The 20,677-nt window shown below is 67.0% G+C and carries 15 protein-coding genes; 11 read left to right on the top strand and 4 right to left on the bottom strand.

Annotation, left to right across the window (positions count from 1 at the left end; genetic code table 11):
* The first annotated feature begins 83 nt into the window (after positions 1–83).
* From AC6LJY_RS02100 to AC6LJY_RS02065, 8 genes are all read left to right on the top strand, one after another.
* A complete protein-coding gene (locus tag AC6LJY_RS02100) occupies positions 84–965 on the top strand; it encodes a prohibitin family protein (RefSeq protein ID WP_046806778.1) in 882 nt (293 codons plus the stop codon).
* Between the two features lie 177 nt (positions 966–1,142).
* Positions 1,143–1,385, top strand: coding sequence for a hypothetical protein (locus AC6LJY_RS02095; protein WP_046806777.1), 243 nt, complete (start codon positions 1,143–1,145; stop codon positions 1,383–1,385).
* 106 nt (positions 1,386–1,491) lie between these two features.
* Entirely contained in the window at positions 1,492–1,995 is a 504-nt protein-coding gene (locus tag AC6LJY_RS02090) for an RNA polymerase sigma factor (RefSeq protein ID WP_046806776.1), read from the top strand.
* Complete coding sequence (locus tag AC6LJY_RS02085; protein ID WP_046806775.1) at positions 1,992–3,032, top strand: FecR family protein; 1,041 nt, start codon at positions 1,992–1,994, stop codon at positions 3,030–3,032. The genes AC6LJY_RS02090 and AC6LJY_RS02085 overlap by 4 nt, the downstream gene beginning before the upstream one ends.
* A 185-nt stretch (positions 3,033–3,217) precedes the next feature.
* Positions 3,218–5,587 carry a ferric-rhodotorulic acid/ferric-coprogen receptor FhuE gene (gene fhuE, locus AC6LJY_RS02080; protein WP_498135171.1) on the top strand — a complete coding sequence of 790 codons (2,370 nt, stop codon included), beginning with the start codon at positions 3,218–3,220 and terminating at the stop codon, positions 5,585–5,587.
* A 108-nt stretch (positions 5,588–5,695) separates the two neighbouring features.
* On the top strand, positions 5,696–6,205 hold the full coding sequence (locus AC6LJY_RS02075) for a sigma-70 family RNA polymerase sigma factor (RefSeq protein WP_314361872.1): 510 nt from the start codon (positions 5,696–5,698) through the stop codon (positions 6,203–6,205).
* Complete coding sequence (locus AC6LJY_RS02070) at positions 6,202–7,221, top strand: FecR domain-containing protein (protein WP_498135170.1); 1,020 nt, start codon at positions 6,202–6,204, stop codon at positions 7,219–7,221. Before AC6LJY_RS02075 ends, AC6LJY_RS02070 begins: the two co-directional genes overlap by 4 nt.
* Positions 7,222–7,339: 118 nt before the next feature.
* Positions 7,340–9,823, top strand: a complete 2,484-nt coding sequence (locus tag AC6LJY_RS02065; protein ID WP_498135169.1) for a TonB-dependent siderophore receptor — start codon at positions 7,340–7,342, stop codon at positions 9,821–9,823.
* 7 nt (positions 9,824–9,830) lie between these two features.
* Here the strand turns inward: AC6LJY_RS02065 and AC6LJY_RS02060 are convergent, their stop codons facing one another.
* Positions 9,831–11,480, bottom strand: coding sequence for an ATP-binding protein (locus AC6LJY_RS02060; RefSeq protein WP_498135168.1), 1,650 nt, complete (start codon positions 11,478–11,480; stop codon positions 9,831–9,833).
* 181 nt (positions 11,481–11,661) lie between these two features.
* Between AC6LJY_RS02060 and AC6LJY_RS02055 the strand changes: the two genes are divergently transcribed.
* The 3 genes from AC6LJY_RS02055 to AC6LJY_RS02045 all read left to right on the top strand — a co-directional run bounded on the left by AC6LJY_RS02055 (position 11,662) and on the right by AC6LJY_RS02045 (position 15,889).
* Complete coding sequence (locus AC6LJY_RS02055) at positions 11,662–12,183, top strand: sigma-70 family RNA polymerase sigma factor (RefSeq protein ID WP_104142249.1); 522 nt, start codon at positions 11,662–11,664, stop codon at positions 12,181–12,183.
* Entirely contained in the window at positions 12,180–13,286 is a 1,107-nt protein-coding gene (locus AC6LJY_RS02050) for a FecR domain-containing protein (protein WP_498135167.1), read from the top strand. The genes AC6LJY_RS02055 and AC6LJY_RS02050 overlap by 4 nt, the downstream gene beginning before the upstream one ends.
* A gap of 98 nt (positions 13,287–13,384) precedes the next feature.
* Positions 13,385–15,889: a TonB-dependent siderophore receptor gene (locus tag AC6LJY_RS02045; RefSeq protein ID WP_498135166.1), complete on the top strand. Its 2,505-nt coding sequence runs from the start codon at positions 13,385–13,387 to the stop codon at positions 15,887–15,889.
* A 96-nt stretch (positions 15,890–15,985) separates the two neighbouring features.
* Here the strand turns inward: AC6LJY_RS02045 and AC6LJY_RS02040 are convergent, their stop codons facing one another.
* The 3 genes from AC6LJY_RS02040 to acnA are packed head-to-tail and all read right to left on the bottom strand — an operon-like array spanning position 15,986 to position 20,627.
* Positions 15,986–17,041, bottom strand: coding sequence for a lactonase family protein (locus AC6LJY_RS02040; protein ID WP_498135165.1), 1,056 nt, complete (start codon positions 17,039–17,041; stop codon positions 15,986–15,988).
* A gap of 50 nt (positions 17,042–17,091) precedes the next feature.
* Positions 17,092–18,003 carry a GntR family transcriptional regulator gene (locus AC6LJY_RS02035; protein WP_046806766.1) on the bottom strand — a complete coding sequence of 304 codons (912 nt, stop codon included), beginning with the start codon at positions 18,001–18,003 and terminating at the stop codon, positions 17,092–17,094.
* Complete coding sequence (gene acnA / locus AC6LJY_RS02030; protein ID WP_498135164.1) at positions 18,000–20,627, bottom strand: aconitate hydratase AcnA; 2,628 nt, start codon at positions 20,625–20,627, stop codon at positions 18,000–18,002. The genes AC6LJY_RS02035 and acnA overlap by 4 nt, the downstream gene beginning before the upstream one ends.
* Positions 20,628–20,677 lie beyond the last annotated feature (50 nt).

The following is a 20,677-nucleotide window of genomic DNA, read 5'->3' as shown; positions in this document are numbered from 1 at the left end:
GCTCGTGGCATCGCGGCCGTGTTCTCGGACCGTAAACGTACAAAATCAGACAGGGACTCAAAGTGAAGCCGACGGATATCCAGATGGTCAAGACGATCGGCGCGGTCAAGCCGCGCAACATTAAGGTCGCCGCAGGGGCCGTGATTCTGTTTTTCCTGATCCTGTTCCTGGCGTTCGGTTCGTGGTTTCAGGTGGACCAGGGCGAGCGCGGCGTGGTGCTGCGTAACGGCAAGCTGGTGCGCGTGTCGGAACCGGGCCTGGACTTCAAAACGCCGTTCATCGACAACGTGATGACCGTGTCGGTGCGCGACCACACGTTCGTGTTTGAAAAGCTGGAAGCGTATTCGTACGACCAACAGCCCGCGCACTTGCGCGTGTCGGTCACGTACCGCGTGCCGCCCGAGCACGTGGCCGAGCTGTATTCGGAATACGGCACCATCAACAATTTGCAGATGCGCGTGCTGGAACGCAAGACGCCCGACGCCGTGAAGAACGTGTTCGGCCAGTACACCGCCGTGCGCGCCATTCAAGAACGCCAGAAGCTGGGCCTGGATGTGAACAACGCGGTGCTCAAGACGATGGAAGGCGCGCCGGTGCAAGTGGTGGGCGTGCAGATCGAAGAAGTGGGTTTCTCGCAAGCCTACGAGCATTCGATTGAACAGCGCATGTTGGCGCAGGTGCAGATTGAAACGACGCGCCAGCAAAAGGAAACGGCGATGATCAACGCCGAGATCCAGGTGGTGAAGGCCAAGGCCGAAGCCGATGCACGCCGCCAGCAGTTCACCGCTGAAGCCGACGGCATCCGCATGCGCGGCGACGCCGAAGCCGCGTCCATCCGCGCCAAGGCCGAAGCGCTGGCCGCCAACACCAACCTGGTCAGCCTGAACGCCGTTGAAAAGTGGGACGGCGTGCTGCCGGCCACGCAGGTGCCCGGTGCCGCGCTGCCGTTCATCGGCATCAAGTAACGCGTAGCGCGGCCGGCATCCTAGGGATTCCCCTCTGTCAAGAATTGCAAAGCGGGCGCAAGGTAGGCGCATCGGCGCACCGGCGCACCGGCGCACAACGCCCGCTTTACGATCAGGCAAGCGAAGGCCGCACGCGGGCGGCGCGCTTGCCCAAGAGGCTTGCACAAGGAGACATGGATGTCGCAGTTGGATTGGACGTCCGGCGACACCGCGCCGGATCGGCAGGGCTATTACGAAACGCGCCTGGACACGGGCGATACCGCCATTTCGCTATACAGCGTGCTGGGTTGGATGCCCGTGAAAACACCGGGCAACATGGTGGGCTGGCGGCCGTTGCCGCCGGCGGCTGAACGGCAAGAAGCCGAACGCCACATCCAGGAACTGCGCGCGGCGCAGGCGCATATCCCCATGGATTACTAGCGGCAAAAAGCGCCGCATCTGGCCGGGCGCTAAAAACAGCAGTTGCGATAATGAGAATTATTTGTAAAATTCGCCACCCTGTTTCGCTGCGTAATCCGTTCGGCCCATGTCCCGCTCACCTCCGACCCGCACCGGCTGGCTCGCGTATTACGACGAGCTGGTGGGCGTATGGAGCCGCCGCACGGGCAACCGGCACGACGCCGAAGACGCGGCGCATGACGCCGTCGAACGCTTGCTGAAGGCGGACGCCAGCGTGGCGCTGAAGGCGCGCGGGTATCTGTTCCAGGCGGCAAGCCATCGCCTGATCGATCGTTGGCGGCGGCAGGATCGGGCCGAACACGTGCCGCTGGACGAATTGAACGACGCCGATCAGTTGATCGTGCAAGACCCCGATGCGCCGTTGCGGGCCGCGCGCCTGGCCGACGATCTGGCCAAAGTGCTGGCGGAATTGCCGCCCAAGTGCCGCCAGGCATTCGTGCTGAACCGCATCGAAGGCTGGACCCAGGCGGAAGTCGCCCAGCACATGGGCCTGTCCAAGAACATGATCGAACGCTATGTCATGCGCGCCATCGAGCATGCCCGCGACCGCCTGCGCGAATACACTCCATGACGATGTCTTCTACCCCTGATCACGATGATCCGCGCGACGATCCGCGCGACGCCGCCACCGCGGCGTGGTGGTTCGCGCGCTGGCATTCGGGTGACCTCACGCGACGTGACCGGCGCGCGTTTGCGCGCTGGCGGCGCGACCACCCCGAGCGCGCCCGGGAGTTCGACCGCATGCAGCAGCTGGGCGCGGCGGCGGCGGGCTTGCCGCGCGATCAGGTGCATGCCCTGTTGGGCGGCCCGGTGCCGGCGCGGCCCCGCCTCCCACGGCCTGACCGCTTCTTGACCCTGCGCGTCGCGCTGGCCTGTGCGGCCGCGGTGGTTGTCGCGCTGGGCGTGTGGTGGAACCTGCCGGTGCCCGCGCCGTCCTTCACCACCACGGTCAGCACCGAACGCGGCGAACGCCGCCAACTGAGCCTGCCCGACGGTTCCGTGCTTGAGATCAACGGCGGCACGCGCGCCACGGTCAAGCTGTATGCCGAACGCCGTGACGTGGCGTTGGACAGCGGCGAAATCACGTTTACCGTGGCGGCGGATGCCACACGCCCGTTCACCGTGGACGCCGGCAGCGGCGTGGTGCGCGTAACGGGCACGGTGTTCGACGTACGCCGCGACGCCGACCAGGTGACCGTGCTGGTGGAGTCCGGCACGGTGCAGGTGTCGGGCGGGCATTGGTGGAACCTGGGCCGCGCCGTGCTGCGCGCGGGCCATGGCCTCCGCGTGCCCGGCAGCGGCGCCATCGGCGTGCCCGCGCCCGCCGACGTGTCGGGGGCGACCGCCTGGCGGGAAGGGCGCGTGGTGTTCAAGAACGCGCCGCTGGCAGACGTCGTGCGCGACATGAACCGCTATCTGGCCACGCCGCTGCGCCTGGCCGACGATAAGGTGGGGCGCTTGCGCGTGTCCGCCTCGTTCCCGCTCGACCGCCCCGAAGCCTTGATCGATGCCTTGCCTGCCATTGCGCCCGTGCGCCTTGCGCCACGCCCCGGCGGCCCCATCGACATCTACACGCGGGCGGACGCGGCGGGCGCCGTCACAAAATAAATGGGAATGAGATTCAGGTTTATCTGCGTTTGAAACGTTCTACGAAGGAAGGCGTTGGGCCGAGCTTCATAGCCCGGCCCTTGCCACCCCCCCTCGTCGAACCGAAACAGCAGGTAGTCGTGACCTTCTTCGCACACCGAAATTCATTGCCGGCATCGCGCCGTGCCCGCGCCACCCCGCGCTTCATGCCTTCTTCCTTGACGCTGGCCATGGGCCTGGCCCTGGGTGTGGCCTTGAGTCTGGCCGCCGCGCCCGGCGCGGTGCGCGCCCAGAACGCCGGCGTGTCCATCAACATCGGCGCCCAGCCGCTGGGCGATGCGCTGCTGCAATGGGCGGCGCAGACCAAGGTGCGCGTGTTCTACGCGCCCGACGTGGTGGCCGGCCTGTCCACCCGTGGTTTCTCCGGCAGCATGACACCCGAAGAAGCGCTGCGCGGTTTGCTGCAAGGTACGGGCGTGGTGTACCGCTGGCAGGGCGACAGCATCATCCTGACGCGTGATGGCGGCGTGGCCAGCCTGGCGCCCGTGACCGTGCTGGGCAATTCGGACCCGGCCGTAACCGAAGGCACGGGCTCCTACACCACGCCCGCATCCGCGGCGGCAACCGGGCTGACGCTGTCGCTGCGCGAAACGCCGCAGTCCGTCAGCGTGGTGACGCGCCAGCGCATCGACGACCAGAACCTGCGGTCGCTGGACGAAGTGATGGGCAACGTGGTGGGCGTGCAGGTGGTCAGCGAGGATTCGGACCGCACCGATTTCTGGTCGCGCGGCTTCTACATCGACAGCCTGCAATACGACGGCGTGCCCACCACCATCGGCCTGTCCATGTATGGCGAATCCGATAACGATTCCTTCATCTATGACCGCATCGAAGTCGTGCGCGGCGCCACCGGCCTGATGACGGGCGCGGGCAACCCCGGCGCATCGATCAACCTGGTGCGCAAGCACGCCAACAGCAAGACCTTCACCGGTTCGGTCAGCGCGGGCTTCGGCTCGTGGAACCAGTATCGCGGCACGCTGGACATGTCCACGCCGTTAAACGAAGCCGGCACGGTGCGGGCCCGCATGGTCGCCGTGTACCAGGGCCGCGATTCCTATATCGACCTGTACCAAGCCAACAAGAAGGTGTTCTACGGCGTGATCGACGCCGACCTCACGCCCAACACCACCTTGAGCATCGGCGCCGACTATCAGGACAAGCGTCCGCGCGCATCCACCTGGGGCAGCCTGCCCGTGGTGTTCAGCGACGGCACGGACACGAACTGGCGGCGCTCCAAGACCACGGCGGCCGACTGGACGTATTGGCACACCACCAACGAAACCATGTTCGCCACGCTGTCGCACCGCTTCCAGAACGACTGGGAAGTGCGCGCCGACTGGTCCCATCGCAAGAGCAAGTACGACGCCAAGCTGCTGTACCTGTATGGCGACCTGGACCGCGAAACCGGCACGGGCCTGCGCGCGCTGCCGGGCTACTGGAATTCGTACGCCGACCAGACCTCGCTGGATGTGCAGGCCAAGGGGCCGTTCACCTTGCTGGGCCGCAAGCACGAAGTGGTGGTGGGCGCCATGCGCAGCCGTTATGGCGAAGACTTCTATCGCTATGGATTTGAAAGCGCGTCGCTGGCCAGCACCGGCAACTTCTATCAATGGGACGGTTCGTTCGCGCAGCCGACCTGGACGGACGCCACGTTGCGCGACACGGTCACGCATCAGCAGGGCGCGTACGCCGCGGCGCGCTGGTCGCTGACCGACCGCCTGACCGCCATCACGGGCGGCCGCTACGCCACGTGGGAATCCAAGTCCGACACGCGCGACCAGAAGGACTCGCAGTTCATTCCCTACGCGGGCGTGGTCTACGACATCAACGACACGTATTCCACCTACGTCAGCTACACCGACATCTTTCAGCCGCAGGATAACCGCGACCGCAACGGCAACTACCTGGACCCGGTGCAAGGCAAGAACTACGAAGTGGGCGTCAAGGGCGAATACCTGGACGGCCGCTTGAACACGTCGATTGCGCTCTTCAAGGTCAAGCAAAGCAAGCTGGCGGTGCTGGATGGCGACGCGCTGGTGCCGGGCTCGATGGACCAGGCCTACACCACCGCCGACGGCGTCACGACCAAGGGCGTGGAACTGGAAGTCAGTGGACAGTTGGCGCCGGGCTGGAACGCCTACGCGGGCGGCACGTACTACACCAGCCGAGATGCCGGAGGCGTGTCCGTCAACACCGAACGGCCACGCGCCATGGCCAAGCTGTTCACCACGTACCGCTTGCCGGGCGACTGGAGCCGCCTGACCGTGGGCGGCGGCGTCAACTGGCAGATCTCGACCTATAGCCAGGTCAGCGCGGGCGACGATACCGTGACGGCCAAGCAGAAGGCCTACGCCATCTACAACCTGATGGCGCGCTACGACTTCAGCTCGGCCTTGTCGGCGCAGTTGAACGTGAACAACCTGTTCGACAAAAAATACTATATGGGCGGCGTCGCCAGCCAGGTGTATTACGGCGAACCCCGCAGCGTGTTCGTCAACCTGACCGCCAAGTTCTGATCGGGGGCCCCGGCAAATCCCGTATTGAAAACGATTCAAAGATATTTATAATTGCGAATCATTTTCATTTTGTTTAGGGATCTGGCGGCGACGCCGGGGCGCTCCGCCATGCCATCCTCTTCCTTCGCGGCCCATGCCGAGGTGCAATCGGTTTACCAGGCTCACCACCAGTGGCTGCGCAATGTGCTCCAGCGCAAGCTGGGCAATGCCTGCGATGCGGCCGACGTGGCGCACGATACGTTCGAACGGCTGATCCGCGCCAACGTGCGCGAACCCTTGGCCGAGCCGCGCGCCTATCTGCGTACCATCGCCACGCGCCTGGTCATTGGCCGGGCCCGCCGCGCCGCACTGGAAGCTGCCTATGCCGAGTCCCTGGCGCTGCAACCCGTGGCGGTCGAACCGTCGGTGGAACATCGCGCGCTGATCCTGGAAGCGCTGGAACAGATCTGCGAACTGCTGGACACGCTGCCCATGAACAGCCGCCGCATCTTCCTGATGGCGCAGGTGGATGGCATGTCGTATGCCGAGATCGCGCAACAGCTGGGCCTGACGCCCAACGCGGTGCAAAAGTCCCTGGCCCGCGCATTGGTGCATTGCTACACGGCGGTCTACGGATGAGCCGGGGCTTGATGGACGGCGCCAAGCTGCTGCGCCCGCACGCGCCCGAGGCCGGGCGCGTCGATCCCAAGGTGTTGCGACAGGCGGCTGACTGGTGGACGCGCTTGCGCGAAGACGCCAGCGATGCCGACCGCGCGCGCTTCGAACAATGGCGGCGCGCGCAGCCCGCGCATGAACTGGCCTGGCAACGCTTGACCGCGTTAACGCGCGATGTGGCGACGGGTGTGGCGCAGGCCGGCTTTGACGTGGCTGCCCACACGTTGCGCCAGGCGCCCTTGATCCAATCGCGCCGCAACGCCATCCGGTGGATGGTGACGGCGGCGGGCCTGGGCTTCGGCGCGTGGGCGGTGGGCGAAGCCGGCGGCGTGCGCCGCTTGGCGGCCGACCTTTCCACCGGCACCGGCGTACGCCGGGCGCTGACCTTGCCCGACGGCACGCGGCTGGAACTGAACACGGCCAGCGCGGTGGACCTGCGCTACACCGCCACCTTGCGCGAGGTGGTGCTGCGCGAAGGTGAAATCCTGGTGACGACGGCGCAAGACGCCAAGGTCCGGCCGTTCCACGTCCGCACGCGCAGCGGCATCCTCACGCCGGTGGGCACGCGCTTTGTGGTGCGCGATCTGGACGATGGCCGGGCGCTGCGCGTGGCCGTGCTGGAAGGCGCGGTTGACGTGCGCGGGCTGGACCCGGCGGATGCGCCGCGCCGTGTGCACGCGGGCAAGCAGGCAGAATTTTCCAAGGCGGGCGGCTATGCGCAGCGCCCGCTTGAGGCGGCGGCGTCGGCCTGGACCAACGGCATGCTGATCGCCGACGAAATGCCGCTGGCGCAGTTCCTGCAAGAGTTGGGCCGCTATCGACCGGGCCGGCTGGCCTGTTCCGGCGAGGCGGCCGCGCTGCGCGTGGTCGGCGCGTTTCCGCTGGCCGATACCGAGCGCGTGCTGGACATGCTGCAAGACGTGCTGCCCGTGCGCGTGCGCCGCTACACCCGTTATTGGGTGTCGGTGGGGCTTGCCTAAAAAGTTGTAACCGGAACGGCGTAACGCGCCCGCTTGCGCGTCATGTAAGGAAAGCAGCCCGATCGCATCCACCCGCGCGGCGCTGCGCCCATCCTTCATGAGCCAGGAATCGCCCTTCATGTCTTCTCGTCCTGCCCGCGTGGCGCCCGCCGCCCGCCTATCCTCGCCGCGCCGCCAACTCTTGCCACGCACCCGTCTCAGCGTTGCCCTGCATCTGGCCTTGCCCGCCATCGCCCTGGCGGCCCCGTGGCCGTCCACCGTGCATGCGCAAGCGGCCTCCGCGGACCCGCGCGCGGTGACGTTCGACATTCCGGCCGGGCCGCTCAGCACGGCGTTGGGCGCGTTTGGCGTGCAGGCGGGCGTGATGGTGGCCTCGGACCCGGCACTGACAGCCAACGCCCGCACCCGTGGCGTATCGGGCACGCAGTCGGTGGACACGGCGTTGTCCGAACTGCTGGCGGGCACCGATTTGCAGGCCGTGGGCCGCGCCGGTGGCGGGTACCGTTTGCAAGCCGCGCCGGCCGCCGGGCAGGCGGCAACGCTGGCGCCCGTGACGGTGACGGGCAGCTACAACCCCACGACAGACGGCACGGGGTCCTACACCACACCCGCCGTCACCATCGGCAAAACCACGCAGGCGCTCAAGGACATTCCGCAGTCCATCACCGTGCTGACGCGCCAGCGCATGGATGACCAGGTGATGACCAGCCTGCCGGACGCCATCAACAACACAGCCGGCATGGTCGGCGTGCAAGGCGTGGGGGCGGGCGTGGCGATCAATTCGCGGGGCTTTCCGGTCGACCTGCTGCAATACGACGGCGTGTCCCTGCTGCGCAACAGCTACAGCCTGGGCAACTGGGAGCAGGACTCGCTGGTGTTCTACGACCGCGTGGAAATCCTGCGTGGCGCGGCCGGCCTGCTGCAAGGCGCGGGCAGCCCGGGCGGGGCGATCAACCTGGTGCGCAAGCGCGGCGGCGCCGAACCGTCGGTGGTGCTGTCCGGCAAGGCCGGCTCTTGGGACCACTACGGCCTGACGCTGGATGCGGGCGGACCACTGAACGCCGCCGGCACGCTGCGCGGGCGCGTGGTGGTGGACGAAGACCAAAGCCATTCGTATATCGACTACGTGTGGGACAAGACGCGCAACCTGTACGCCGCGCTGGACTTCGACGTGACCGAGGACACCACGGTGGGCATCGGCATCAGCAACCGCTACAGCCGCTCGCGTCCGATGATTGTGGGCTACCCGCGCTACCAGGACGGCGGCGCCATCGATCTGCCGCGCTCGACGTTTACCGGGTCCACCTGGAACCGCGCCAAGAACGACCAGACGATCTTCAACGCCGACCTCACGCATCGCTTGAACGACGCCTGGCGTTTCAAGCTTGCCGGCGTCGCCATGAACGAGAAGAACACCACGGTGCATCAACGCGTGGCCGACGCCGTGCAGCGCGACGGCAGCGGCTTGTCGTATGGCGATTTCGGCGTGGACTTCAACAGCAAGCAGCGCGGGGCGGACATGTCCGTCAGCGGCAGCTTCAATGCGCTGGGCATGGACCAGGAAGTGGTGCTGGGCGCCAACTATTCCAAGCTGACCACGAACGACCGCTTCACGCGGGTGTGGGAAGAAAACGGCAATATCTTCGACCTGGACCACCATCGCCCGTGGCAGGACATCGAATCCATCGCGGCGGCCAGCGGCTATGACTCGCGCAGCAGCTACGACATCCGCCAAAAGGGCATCTACGGCACGTGGCGCGTCAAGCCTACCGAGTCGCTGGCGCTGATCGGTGGCGGCCGCGTCGGCTGGTATGACTATTCCTACAGCGGCGGCGGCAGCACCACCACATCCAGCACATCCGGCAAATTCATCCCGTACGCCGGCATCGTCTATTCGCTGACCGAAAACTGGTCCGCCTACACCAGCTACACCACGGTGTTCGAACCGCAGACGCAGCGCACGCAGGAAGGCAGCCTGCTCAAGCCCATCGAAGGCAACAACTACGAAGTGGGCATCAAGGGCGAACTGGCGGACGGGCGCATCAACACGCTGCTGGCGCTGTTCCGCTACGACCACAAGAACCGTGCCGTCAACGATTACGCTGCCGGCTTCGCGTGCGACGGCTGGTATTGCTCGCGCGCGTCGGGCAAGGTGCGCAGCCAAGGGGTGGAAGCGGAAGTGTCGGGTGAAGTGCTGCGCGGGCTGGAGCTGTACGCGGGCTACACCTACAACACCACCAAGTACCTGGAAGACCCCGACAACAAGGGTCAGGTCTTCAACACGTGGACGCCCAAGCACATGCTGCGCCTGTGGGCCAACTACAAGCTGCCAGGCATGATGAACCGCCTGAGCGTGGGCGCGGGCGTCAACACGCAGACCGACACGGTCAGTTCGGACCGCGCCTTCAAGCTGGCGGGCTTCACCATCTGGAATGCGCGCGTGGGTTATCAGGCCACGCCGGAACTGAGCATCGGCCTGAACGTCAACAACGTGTTCGACAAGAAGTACTACGTGCCGTCCTACAACACGTTGAACAGCAACAACTACTACGGCCAGCCACGCAACTTCATGCTGACGTTCCGCTACGCGCCGAAGCTGTAAGGCCCGGCTAGGCCCCCATCAGCGCGTGCACCTTGCGCGCCAGCTCATCCAGCGCAAAAGGTTTCGCCAGCGTGGGGGCGCCGGACTCGGCCAGCGTCTGTGAACCCGAACCGGTGATGAAAAGCACCTTCAGGCCGGGCCGCAACATCCGGCCGGCGTCGACCACCTGGCGCCCGTCCATGCGGCCGGGCAGGCCCAGGTCGCAAATCAGCAGATCGATCTGGCCCGGCGCCGACAGCGCGCGCAACGCGCTGGAACCGTCGGTGGCCTGAATCACGGCGTAGCCCAGTTCGGACAACGTTTCGACAACCACGGCGCGCACCGAGACGTCGTCCTCGGCGACCAGCACCGTCGCGCCGGTGGAGGCGCGCGGCGGTTCCAGGCGCGCGGACATTTCGACGGGCGCCAGCGGCCCGTCAAAACGCGGGAAGTACAGGCTCATGGCCGTGCCCTGGCCGGGCCGCGAATTGACCTGCACCTGCCCGCCGGACTGCCGCACAAAGCCATACAGCATCGACAGGCCCAGCCCCGTGCCCTGGCCGGGCGACTTGGTGGTGTAGAACGGTTCAAAAATGCGCTGCATGGTTTGCGGCGTCATGCCGCAGCCGGTGTCCGTGACCGTCAGGCGCAGGTAGTCGCCCATGGGCAGCCCGCGTTCGCGCGAGGTCTGCTCGGTCAGCGTGACCTTGGCCGTTTCGATGCCCAGCCGGCCTTGCCCTTCCATGGCGTCGCGCGCGTTCAGGCACAGGTTCAGCAGCGCGTTTTCAAATTGGTGCGGGTCAACCCAGGCCGCCCACAGCTTGGGCTCGCACGCCAGGTCCAGCGCAATGCCGGGGCCCACGCTGCGGCGGATCAAGTCTTCCATGCCGCGCACCAGGTGGTTCACATCCACCGCTTGCGGCGACAGGGGCTGGTTGCGCGAAAACACCAGCAGCCGGTGCGTTAGCGCGGCGGCCCGTTCGGTGCCGCGCTGCGCCACTTCAATGTGGCGTTCAAGCTCGCCCAACCGTTGCTGCGCCAGCCGCAGGCTGATCAGCTCCAGGCTGCCCGCGATGCCCATCAGCAAATTGTTGAAATCGTGCGCCAGTCCGCCGGCCAGTTGGCCCACGGCTTCCATCTTCTGGCTTTGGCGCAAGGTGTCTTCAGCTTGCCGCAGGGCTTCGGCCTGCGCGCGTTCCGCCTGCACCCGCGACGTGGTTTCGATCACGGTGTCGATCATGCCGACCACCGCGCCGGTTTCGTCGCGAACGGGGCTGTAGCAGAAGGTGAAAGCGGCTTCCTCGGCCTGGCCGAATCGTTCGATGACCAGCGGGTAATCTTCGATGAAGGTGGCTTCGCCGGCGAAGGCGCGGTCGGCGATGGGGCCGATCATGGCCCAGGCTTCGCTCCAGACATCGCTGAACGGGCGGCCCAGCGCTTCGGGCTTGGCGCCCAGGATGGGCCGGAACGCGTCGTTGTAGATGGTGATGAGTTCCCGGCCCCAGACCAGGCAAGACGGAAAGCGGGACGACAGCACCATGCCCGCCGCCACGCGTAGCGCCGTGGGCCATTCGCTGATGGGGCCTAGCGGCGTGGCGGCCCAATCGAAGTCAGCCACCTTCCTGCCCATCTCGCCGCCGCCGGCAAGAAAAGAGGGGAACGTCGGAAGGTTCTGCATGGTGGTATTGGCGAGGGAACGGGTGCTTGATTCTATCTGACGCCCTTGGCGAAGTTAAGCCATGCGGCTTGCGGAATATCAAAGGACTTGCACCCCGTTTGCCATACCCGCGCGCGCGATGAAAGGGCGATTGATATAAAATAAAAATCGTTCCCATTTGCGATATCGCGTCAGGTGCGCCTTGCCTGCTTCCCACTTATCCACCTTTGACAACGTCACGAAGCTCTATCGTGATCATCACGGCTGGCTGTCGATGTGGCTGCGCAAAAAGCTCGGCAATTCCTTTGACGCGGCCGATCTGGCGCACGACACCTTTGTGCGCTTGATGTCGGGGCGTCGCCATGACGGCGCCGGTCCCGAGCCGCGCGCGCTGTTGACGCACATTGCCAAGGGCCTGGTCGTGGACCACTGGCGCCGCCGCGCGATCGAGGACGCCTACCTGGCCGTGGTGGCGCAACTGCCCCCGCGCGAGGCGCCATCGCCGGAGCAGAGCGCGCAGATCCTTGAAACATTGCACGCCATCGACACCACGCTACGCACCTTGCCGGCCAAGACCCGCGAGGTTTTTTTGTTGTCGCAATTCGATGGCATGACGTATGCCGACATCGCCACGCGCGAGCGCGTGTCGCTGGCCACCGTCAAGCGCCACATGCAGCGCGCGCTGACGGCCTGCCTGATCGCCTTTGCCGGGCACGCGCCATGAGCGGCGTCGTGGGCGGCAACACGGGAAGCAACACAGGCGGCAACTCGGGCGGCAACGCGGGAGGCAACACGGGCGGCAACGCACGCGGCAACGCAGGTGGCAACACGGGCGGCGCCATCGATCCCGCCATCCTGCAAGAAGCCGCCGGCTGGCTGGTGCGCTTGCAGTCCGAAACCCTGTCCGCCGCTGACCGCGCCGCCTTTGATCGGTGGCGCGACCGCAGCGCATCGCATCGCGCGGCCTGGGCGCGGGTGGAGGACATGTTGCGGGGTTTCGGCCAGGTGCCGCCCGCCATTGGCAGCCACACCCTGCGCCGACTGGACCGGCCCGGCCGACGCCAGGCGATACGCGCGCTGGGCGCGCTGCTGGTGCTGGGCCCGGCTGCCGTGGCCGGTTGGCGCGGCCTGCCCTGGCGCGGCCTGTCCTGGCGCGAATGGGTGGCCGATGCGCGCACCGCCACGGGCGAACGCCGCCGGCTGGACCTGGCCGACGGGACGCAACTGGTGTTGAACACGGCCACCGCCGTCGACATCCAGTACACGGCCGATGAGCGCGTGCTGTGGCTGCGCGCCGGCGAAATCCTGCTGACCACCGGCCGCGATCCCTCGCCCGTGTACCGCCCTTTTATCGTGCGCACGGCGCAGGGGACGATACGCGCGCTGGGCACGCGCTTTATGGTGCGCGATGACGGCGCGGGCATACGCGTGGCGGTGTTCGATGGCTCGGTGCGAATACAGCCGCAGGGCGGCGGCGGGCATTCGGAGCCAGCTTCGATGCTTCTGCACGCGGGGCAGCAAACCGTGTTCACTGCCGACGACGTGGCGCCCGCGTCCGCCGCCGATACCGCGTCTGCCTCTTGGGAGCGGGGCATGTTGACCGTGCGCGACTGGCGCCTGGCCGATCTGGTGGACGAACTGGGCCGGTACCGGCGCGGCGTGTTGCGTTGCGATCCGGCCGTGGCGGGGCTGCGGGTATCGGGCGCCTTTCCCCTGGCTGATATCGACGGCAGCCTGCGCCTGCTGGAAAAAACCCTGCCGGTGCGCATCAGCCGCGTCACGCCGTTCTGGATCACGGTGACCGGCCGCCCCGACGTTACAAACTAATTGCGTTTTGGCTGAGCCTTTTTTTCGCTTCGTCCGGTGTACCGGGTGAATCGTCGCGACACGCGAGCGCCACCCCGTCCCTTACGAAGGATCGTTTCATGGTTTTCCGAAATACCCGTACGCCGCGCCTGCCCCGTGGCATCGCCACCCCGTCGTCCTGGGCGACGATGAGGCAAACCACCGGTACGGGCCTGATGCTGCTGGCCGTGGCGGGCGCGCCAGTGGCCGCCACGGCAGCGCCGGAGGCAAGCGCCGTTGCGTCGGGCGCCGCCGCGCCTTCCGCAGCCGCTCCGGCCCTGCGCCAGTCTTACGCCATTGGCGCCGGTCCGCTGGGCGACGTGCTGGCGCAGTACGCGGCGGCGGCGGGTGTGCCGCTGTCGTTTGACTCGACCTTGCTGGCCGGGCAGCAAAGCAGCGGCATTGTGGGCGCCTACACCGTGCGCGAAGGCTTTGCGCGCTTGCTGGACGGGTCCGGCTATACCGTGGCCGATCAGGGCGCGGGCGCCTATTCGCTGCGCAAGCTGCCGGCCGGCGACGCCGGCGCGGCGACGCTGCTGCCCAGCATCACCGTGGCCGGATCGGGCGTGACCCCGTCAGCCCTGCCGCCCGAGTTTGCGGGCGGCCAGGTGGCACGCGGCGCGCGCATGGGCCTGCTGGGCAATCGCGACGTCATGGATACGCCGTTCAACGTCACCAGCTACACCTCTGAAATGTTGACCAACCGCCAGTCCGTCACGCTGGCCGACGCGCTGAACGCCGAGCCCTCGGTACGCTTTACCGGGCAGATCGGCGGCGTGACCGATTCTTTTTATATCCGCGGCTTTCCCATCGGCGAAGGCAACCTGGGCGAAATCGCGTTCGACGGCGTGTACGGCGTGGCCCCCAACTATCACGTCTTCACCGACTACATCGAACGCGTCGAAGTGTTGAAAGGCCCGGCCGCGCTGCTGTACGGCATGTCGCCCAATAGCGGCGTGGGGGGCGTGATCAACATGGTGCCCAAGCGCTCGCTGCCGCAAGACCTGACGCGCCTGTCGGCCGACTACGTTGGCGATTCGCAGTTTGGCGGCCGCGTGGACCTGAGCCGCCGCTTCGGCAATGACGGCGAATGGGGCGTGCGAGTCAACGGCATGCATCGCCAGGGCGACACGCCGCTGGACAACCTGTCATCGCGCACCGACATCGGCGCCTTGTCGCTGGACTATCAGGGCGAACGCCTGCGCGCCTCGCTGGACCTGTTGACCCAACATGAAAAAGTCGACGCGCCCACGCGCCCCTTCCTGGTGGCTTCCGGCATCGACGTGCCACATGCCGCCGACGGCCGCCGCAACGCCACGCAGCCCTGGGGCTGGTGGAAGTCCGATGGCCAATCCGCGCTGTTGCGCGTGGAATACGACATCAGCGACCGCCTGACCGTGTTCGCCGATGCGGGCGGATCGGACACCGACGTGTCGCGCCTGTCCGACCAGACGCCCACCATCGTCAACAGCGCGGGCGACACGCTGGTCACGCCCAACAACTTCCGCTTCAAGGTCGAGCGCAGCACCTACAACGCCGGCCTGCGCGCCAAGCTGGATACCGGGCCGGTGCGCCACGCCATCAGCTTCATGGGCAGCCTGTACAGCGACCGCAACCTTCAGGCCAGCGTGTCGGGCACCCCGCTGACGTCCAACATCTATCACCCCATCACACGCCCCGAGCAGAACATACCCGCGCCGCGCAACGTGCCCAAGGTGTCTTCGTCCGACCTGACCGGGCTGGCTCTGGCCGACACGATGAGCATCCTGGACGAGCGCGCGCAGTTGACGCTGGGCGTGCGCCAGCAGCGCATCGAATCGCGCAACTTCAACGCCACGACCGGCGTGCGCACGGTGAGCTATGACGAAAGCGCCACCACGCCGCTGGCGGGCCTGGTCGTGAAACCGTGGAGCAACGTGTCGCTGTATGCCAACTACATCGAAGGCTTGAGCAAAGGCGACGTGGCGCCGGCCACTGCGTCCAACGCCGGGCAGGTGTTCAAGCCCTACAAGGCCAAGCAAAAGGAAGTGGGCGTAAAGGTGGAGTTGGACAACGCGATGCTGACCTTGAGCGCGTTTGAAATCACCAAGCCCAGCGGTCAGTTGACCAACGGCGTGTACGGCGCGGACAGCGAACAACGCAATCGCGGACTGGAGCTGGGCCTGTCCGGCGAACCGCTGCGCGGCTTGCGCCTGTTGGGCGGGGTGACCTGGCTGGACGCCGAGCTGACGCGCACCAATAGCGCCGCCACGGTCGGCAACCGGCCGGTGGGCGTGCCGACATTCTCGGCCAACCTGGGCGCGGAATGGGACACGCCGTGGGTCGCCGGGCTGACGCTGACCGGCGGCATGGTCTATACCGGGCGCGAATACATCAATCAGGCCAACACGCAGTCGGTGCCGTCGTGGACCACGTTCGACGTGGGCGCGCGTTACGCGATGCGCGTGCAGGGCAAGGACGTGACGTTGCGCGCCAATGTGGTCAACGTGACCAACCGCGCGTACTGGTCCGGCGTGGCGTCCTACGGCACGATTTCGCAAGGCGTGCCGCGCACGCTGATGCTGTCGGCGTCGATGGATTTCTGATCGGCGTGTCCACAGATCGGCGGGCCCACAGTAAGGCCCATGCGCGGAGCAGGCGCGTTCCTGCCCGCGCATGCCGGTTGCTGCTGGCCTCAAGCCTCAAGCCCGGCTGCGCGCGAACACCATGCACACCGGGCTGCCCACGCGCACTTCGTAGCCGTCGTGCGCCAGCGTGCCGTCATGCGCGTTGACGCGCATGCGCACCAGCGTGTCGCTGTCTTCGTTCAGCACGAAGCAGAAGCGGCCGTCGGGCGATAGCGTGAAAAAGCGGGGCGTCTTGCCGCCCGACGGCACGTGCTGCACGGGCGTCAGGCGGCCACTGGACGGGTCCACCCGAAACACGGCGATGCTGTCGTCGCCCCGGTTGGACACGTACAGGTGGCGGCCGTGGGCGTCCACCGCGATGCCGGCGGCGCGGCTGTTGCCGGTACAGGTGTCCGGCAATGATGGCAGCACCTGGAAGGGCTGCAACGCGCCTGCCGTGACCGTGTAGGCGGCCACGGTGTTGTCCAGCTCGTTCACCACATACAGCCAGCGGCCGGTGGGATGAAACGCGGCATGCCGCGGGCCGGCGCCTTCGCGCGTATCGGCCACGCTGTGGGGCGCATCGCCCGCGCCGTGTTGGTCCAGCGCGAAGACGAACACGCGATCCAGCCCCTTGTCGGGCACGGCCACGAAGTGTCCCGACGGATCGACCACGTTGTAGTGCGGCTTGGCAAAGGGCTGCTCTTTGCGGTGCGGGCCGGGCTGGCCGGGCATGGCGATGCGTTGCGCCACCGGACCCAGGGCGCCGTCATCCGCCACGGGCAACACGGCCAGCGTGCCGCTCAGGTGGTTGGACACCATCAGGAAGCGGCCCGACGGCGCCAGCGCCAGGTGCACGGGGTTGCGGCCCTGGCAGTCCTGCTGGTGCCACGGGGTCAGCGCGCCTTGATGCGGGTCGCGATGCAGCGCGCTGACTTCGTGGCTGTCGCCGTGCACGGTGTAGAGCACGGGCAGCGCGGGATGCGGCAGCAGATAAGAGGGGTTCAGCAGGCCCCCCACTACCTGTGTCAACGTCAAGGCGCCGGTGTCGGGGGCGTAGTCAAAGACGCTGATGCCATCGCCGCGGGCATTGCGTTCGCGCGTGGTGCGCGAGCCGATATAGACGTGCATGGGCTTGCCTTCTTTACAAAAAAACAGGCGGCCGGGCACGTCATCGCGCGTCAGGCCGGGGAAGTCAGGATGCCGCTGATGCGCGACAGGTTGTCCAGCGTGCTGCGCAGGTGGCTGGACAGCGCGGCGGCGGCTTCATCGTTGCGCTCGCGTTCCAGCAAATCAAGTATGGCCAGGTGCTGATCGCAGTGCTGTTGGTAGCGGCTGCGGTCCTGCATGGACCGGTACGACAGCAAGCGGCGCACGCGGTTCACGCGCTTGATGGTGTCGATAAAAAACGGGTTGCCCGAGGCTTCAACCAGCGATTCATGAAAGCGCACGCCGCGCTCGTGCAGCTGGTCGGCCGTGTCGGTGGCGATGCCGCCGTCCAGCAGGTGTTTCTCGGCGGCGCGGCAGCGTTCGATGACACTTTTTTCGATGCGGAACGTGGGCTCCAGCAACGCGGCCGGTTCCAGCGCAAGACGCAGCCGGTACGACTGCAACAGGCTGTCCGGCGTGGTCATCATGGACGAGAATTCCCAGCCATAGCCGGGCCGGCGCTGCGCCCAGCCTTCTTGCGACACGCGCGCCAGCAACGCCTGCGTTTGCGCGTTGGTCAGCGCATAGCGCACCCGCAACTGCGCTTCGCTGCATTGCATGGGCAACTGGCCACGCAACAGGTCGTCGGCCAGCTTGAAGTAGCTTTGCGTGACGATGTCGTTAGCCGAGGGCGGCGCCAGTTCGGCCAGATGGTCCGGGTCGTCGGGCAGGGCGTCAAAGTCCTGCTGCAAGAAGTAGCCGCGATTGGGTTTGCGCGCCACGATGCCGTGGCGCTCCAGCACGCCCAGCGCGTCGTTGACGGGCGAACGCGACAGGCGCAGCCGGTCAGCCAGCTTTTGCGCGGTCAGGTGCGCGCCGCCCGGCAGGCGGTCTTGCCGGATGACTTCAAGAATTTTGGTGACGGTATTGGTCTGCGCGCTCATGGGGTCGTGGCGGGTCGGAGTGTGTCCGCTAGGATAGCGGGAATGACGCCGCCCATCCGCAACAAACGCACGTCCAACTGGGTCTCGACGGCCGCCGTGGCGTGCAACGCTTGCACGGCGCCATTGGCGCGCAAGATGCGCACCGGCACCGACAGGCGCGGGGCCAGCCTGGCGGCCGGCGCATCGATCTCAATCCGGTCGCCGGACTGCATGGCCAGCGTGTCCGGCGTCACCCCGTCCGGCAGCCGCAGCGGCAGGATGCCCATGCCGATCAGGTTGGACCGGTGGATGCGTTCAAAACTCACGGCCAGCACGGCGCGGATGCCCAGCAGCCGCTGGCCCTTGGCGGCCCAGTCGCGCGATGAGCCCGTGCCAAAGCGCGCGCCGGCCAACAGCACCACGGGCTGCCCGTCCTGGCGGTAGTGTTCGGCCGCTTCCCAGATGGGTTCGACGCGCCCGCTGGGCGCGTGGCGCGTGTGGCCGACGGGGGCATCCGGGCATAGCCGGTTGACCAGGCTTTTGCTGTAGAACGCCGCGCGCATCATCACTTCCCAATTGCCACGGCGCGAGGCGAACACGTTCAGATCGTTGCGGTTGTCGCCGCGCTGGACCAGGTAGTCGGCAATCAGGCTGTCGGGCGGGATGGCGCTGGCGGGCGACAGGTGGTCGGTGGTGATGTCGTCGCCCAGCACCAGCAGCGGGTGGGCGACGTAGTGGCCCAACTGCCCGGCCTGTTCGGTTGCGGCAAAGGGCGGGCGGCGCAGCGCGGTGGACGCCGGGTCCCACGGAAAACGCGGCGTGTCCGGCGATTGCAGCGCCTGCCACGCCGGGTTGGCGCTGGCGATCTTGAACGCGGCGCGGTAGTCGTCCGGCTGCAAACCCCGCGCCATGGCGGCGTCGATGTCGGCATCGCTGGGCCACAGCTCGTGCAAGGGTACGGGGCGCCCGTCCGCTGCGGTCTGTACGGGCTCTTGCGACAGGTCGCGTTCGGCATCGCCGGCCAGCGCAAAGGCAATGACCAGCGGTGGCGACATCAGGAAGCCCAGGTCCAGGTCCGGGTGGATGCGGCCGGTGAAGTTGCGATTGCCCGACAGCACGGCAACGGGGTGGACCGCGCCGACGGCCATGGCGTCGCGCACCGGGCCGGGCAGCGACCCGGAATTGCCGATGCAGGTGGTGCAGCCATACCCCACGATGTCGAAACCCACCGCCGCCAGGTCGTCCAACAGGCCGGCGCGCGCCAGGTAGTCGGCGGCGGCGGGCGAGCCCGGGCCCAGCGACGTCTTCACCCAGGCCGGCACGCGCAGGCCGGCCTGGCGCGCCTTGCGGGCCAGCAGGCCGGCCGCCATCAACAGGCGCGGGTCGGACGTATTGGTGCAACTGGTGATGGCCGCGATGGCGACCGGGTAGCGTGGCAAGCCGCCCACGGCGGGCGCCGCGGGTTGGAAATTCAGCGCGGCCAGGATGGGCTTGGTGTGGCCGTAAGGGTGCAGGTCCTGCGGCCGCTTCGGGCCGGCCACGTGCATGCCGACCTGGTCCAGCGCGATCTCGATCACGCGCGTGTAGCGTGGGCTGGCTTGCGGGTCCAGCGCGATGCCGGCGTGTTCGGCGTAGGCGGCCACGCGCGCGATGTGGGCCTCGGTGCGGCCGGTCTGGCGCAGGTAGTCCAGCGTGGCGGCGTCGATGGGAAAGTAGCCGGTGGTGGCGCCGTATTCGGGCGCCATGTTGGCGACCACGCAGCGGCTGCCCGCCGACAGGCTGCTGACGCCCGGGCCGAAGAATTCCACGAATTCGCCCGACACCTCGATGGCGCGCAGCCGTTGCGTTACGGTCAGGGCCAGATCGGTGGCGGTAACGCCGGGGGCCAGCGCGCCGGTCAGGCGCACGCCGATCACATCGGGAATGCGCAGCAATGTCGGCATGCCGAACATCACTGTCTGCGCCTCCAGCCCGCCCACGCCCCAGCCCAGCACGCCGATGCCGTTGATCATGGGCGTGTGGCTGTCGGTGCCGATCATCATGTCCGGAAACAGCAGGCCGTCATCGCCCTGGCAGACCACGGTGGCCAGCTGTTCCAGGTTGATGGTGTGCATGATGCCGGTGCCCGGCGGGTGGATGCGCACGTTGGACAAGGCCTTGGACGCCCAGCGCAGGAAGCGGTAGCGCTCGGCGTTGCGGCGCAATTCCAGGTCCAGGTTCAGCGCGGCGGCGTCCGCCCGCGCATAGGCCTCGACGGCCAGCGAATGGTCCACCGACACGTCCACGGGCAGCACGGGGTTGAGCACGGCGGGGTCGGTGCCGGCTTCGGCCAAGGCGTCGCGCATGGCGGCGATGTCGACCAGCGCGGGGGTGCTGGTGGTGTCGTGCATCAGCACGCGGCCGGGCTGAAAGGCGATCTCGGCGTCGCTGGTGCCCTGGTCCAGCCAGCGCAGCAGGGCGGACACGGCGGCGTCGCGTTCGTTGCCCTGCATGTTGCGCAGCGCGTTTTCCAGCAGCAGGCGCAGCACCACGGGCAAGCGCCAGTAATCCGCGCCGACCATCGCGGGCAGGTCCAGGCAGGTGTGTGCGACGCCGTTCAGCGTGAAGCGAGCGTGGCGCGGCGGCAAGGCATTGGTGTTTTCCATAGCTGCAAGTTTTGCATATTGCACATATAAAATGCAATTAAGTAAAAACC

Source organism: Achromobacter sp. RT286_PF (genome assembly GCF_059760425.1).
The sequence above is the reverse complement of the archived record's forward strand: the minus strand, read 5'-3'. Positions and strand labels throughout refer to the sequence as shown.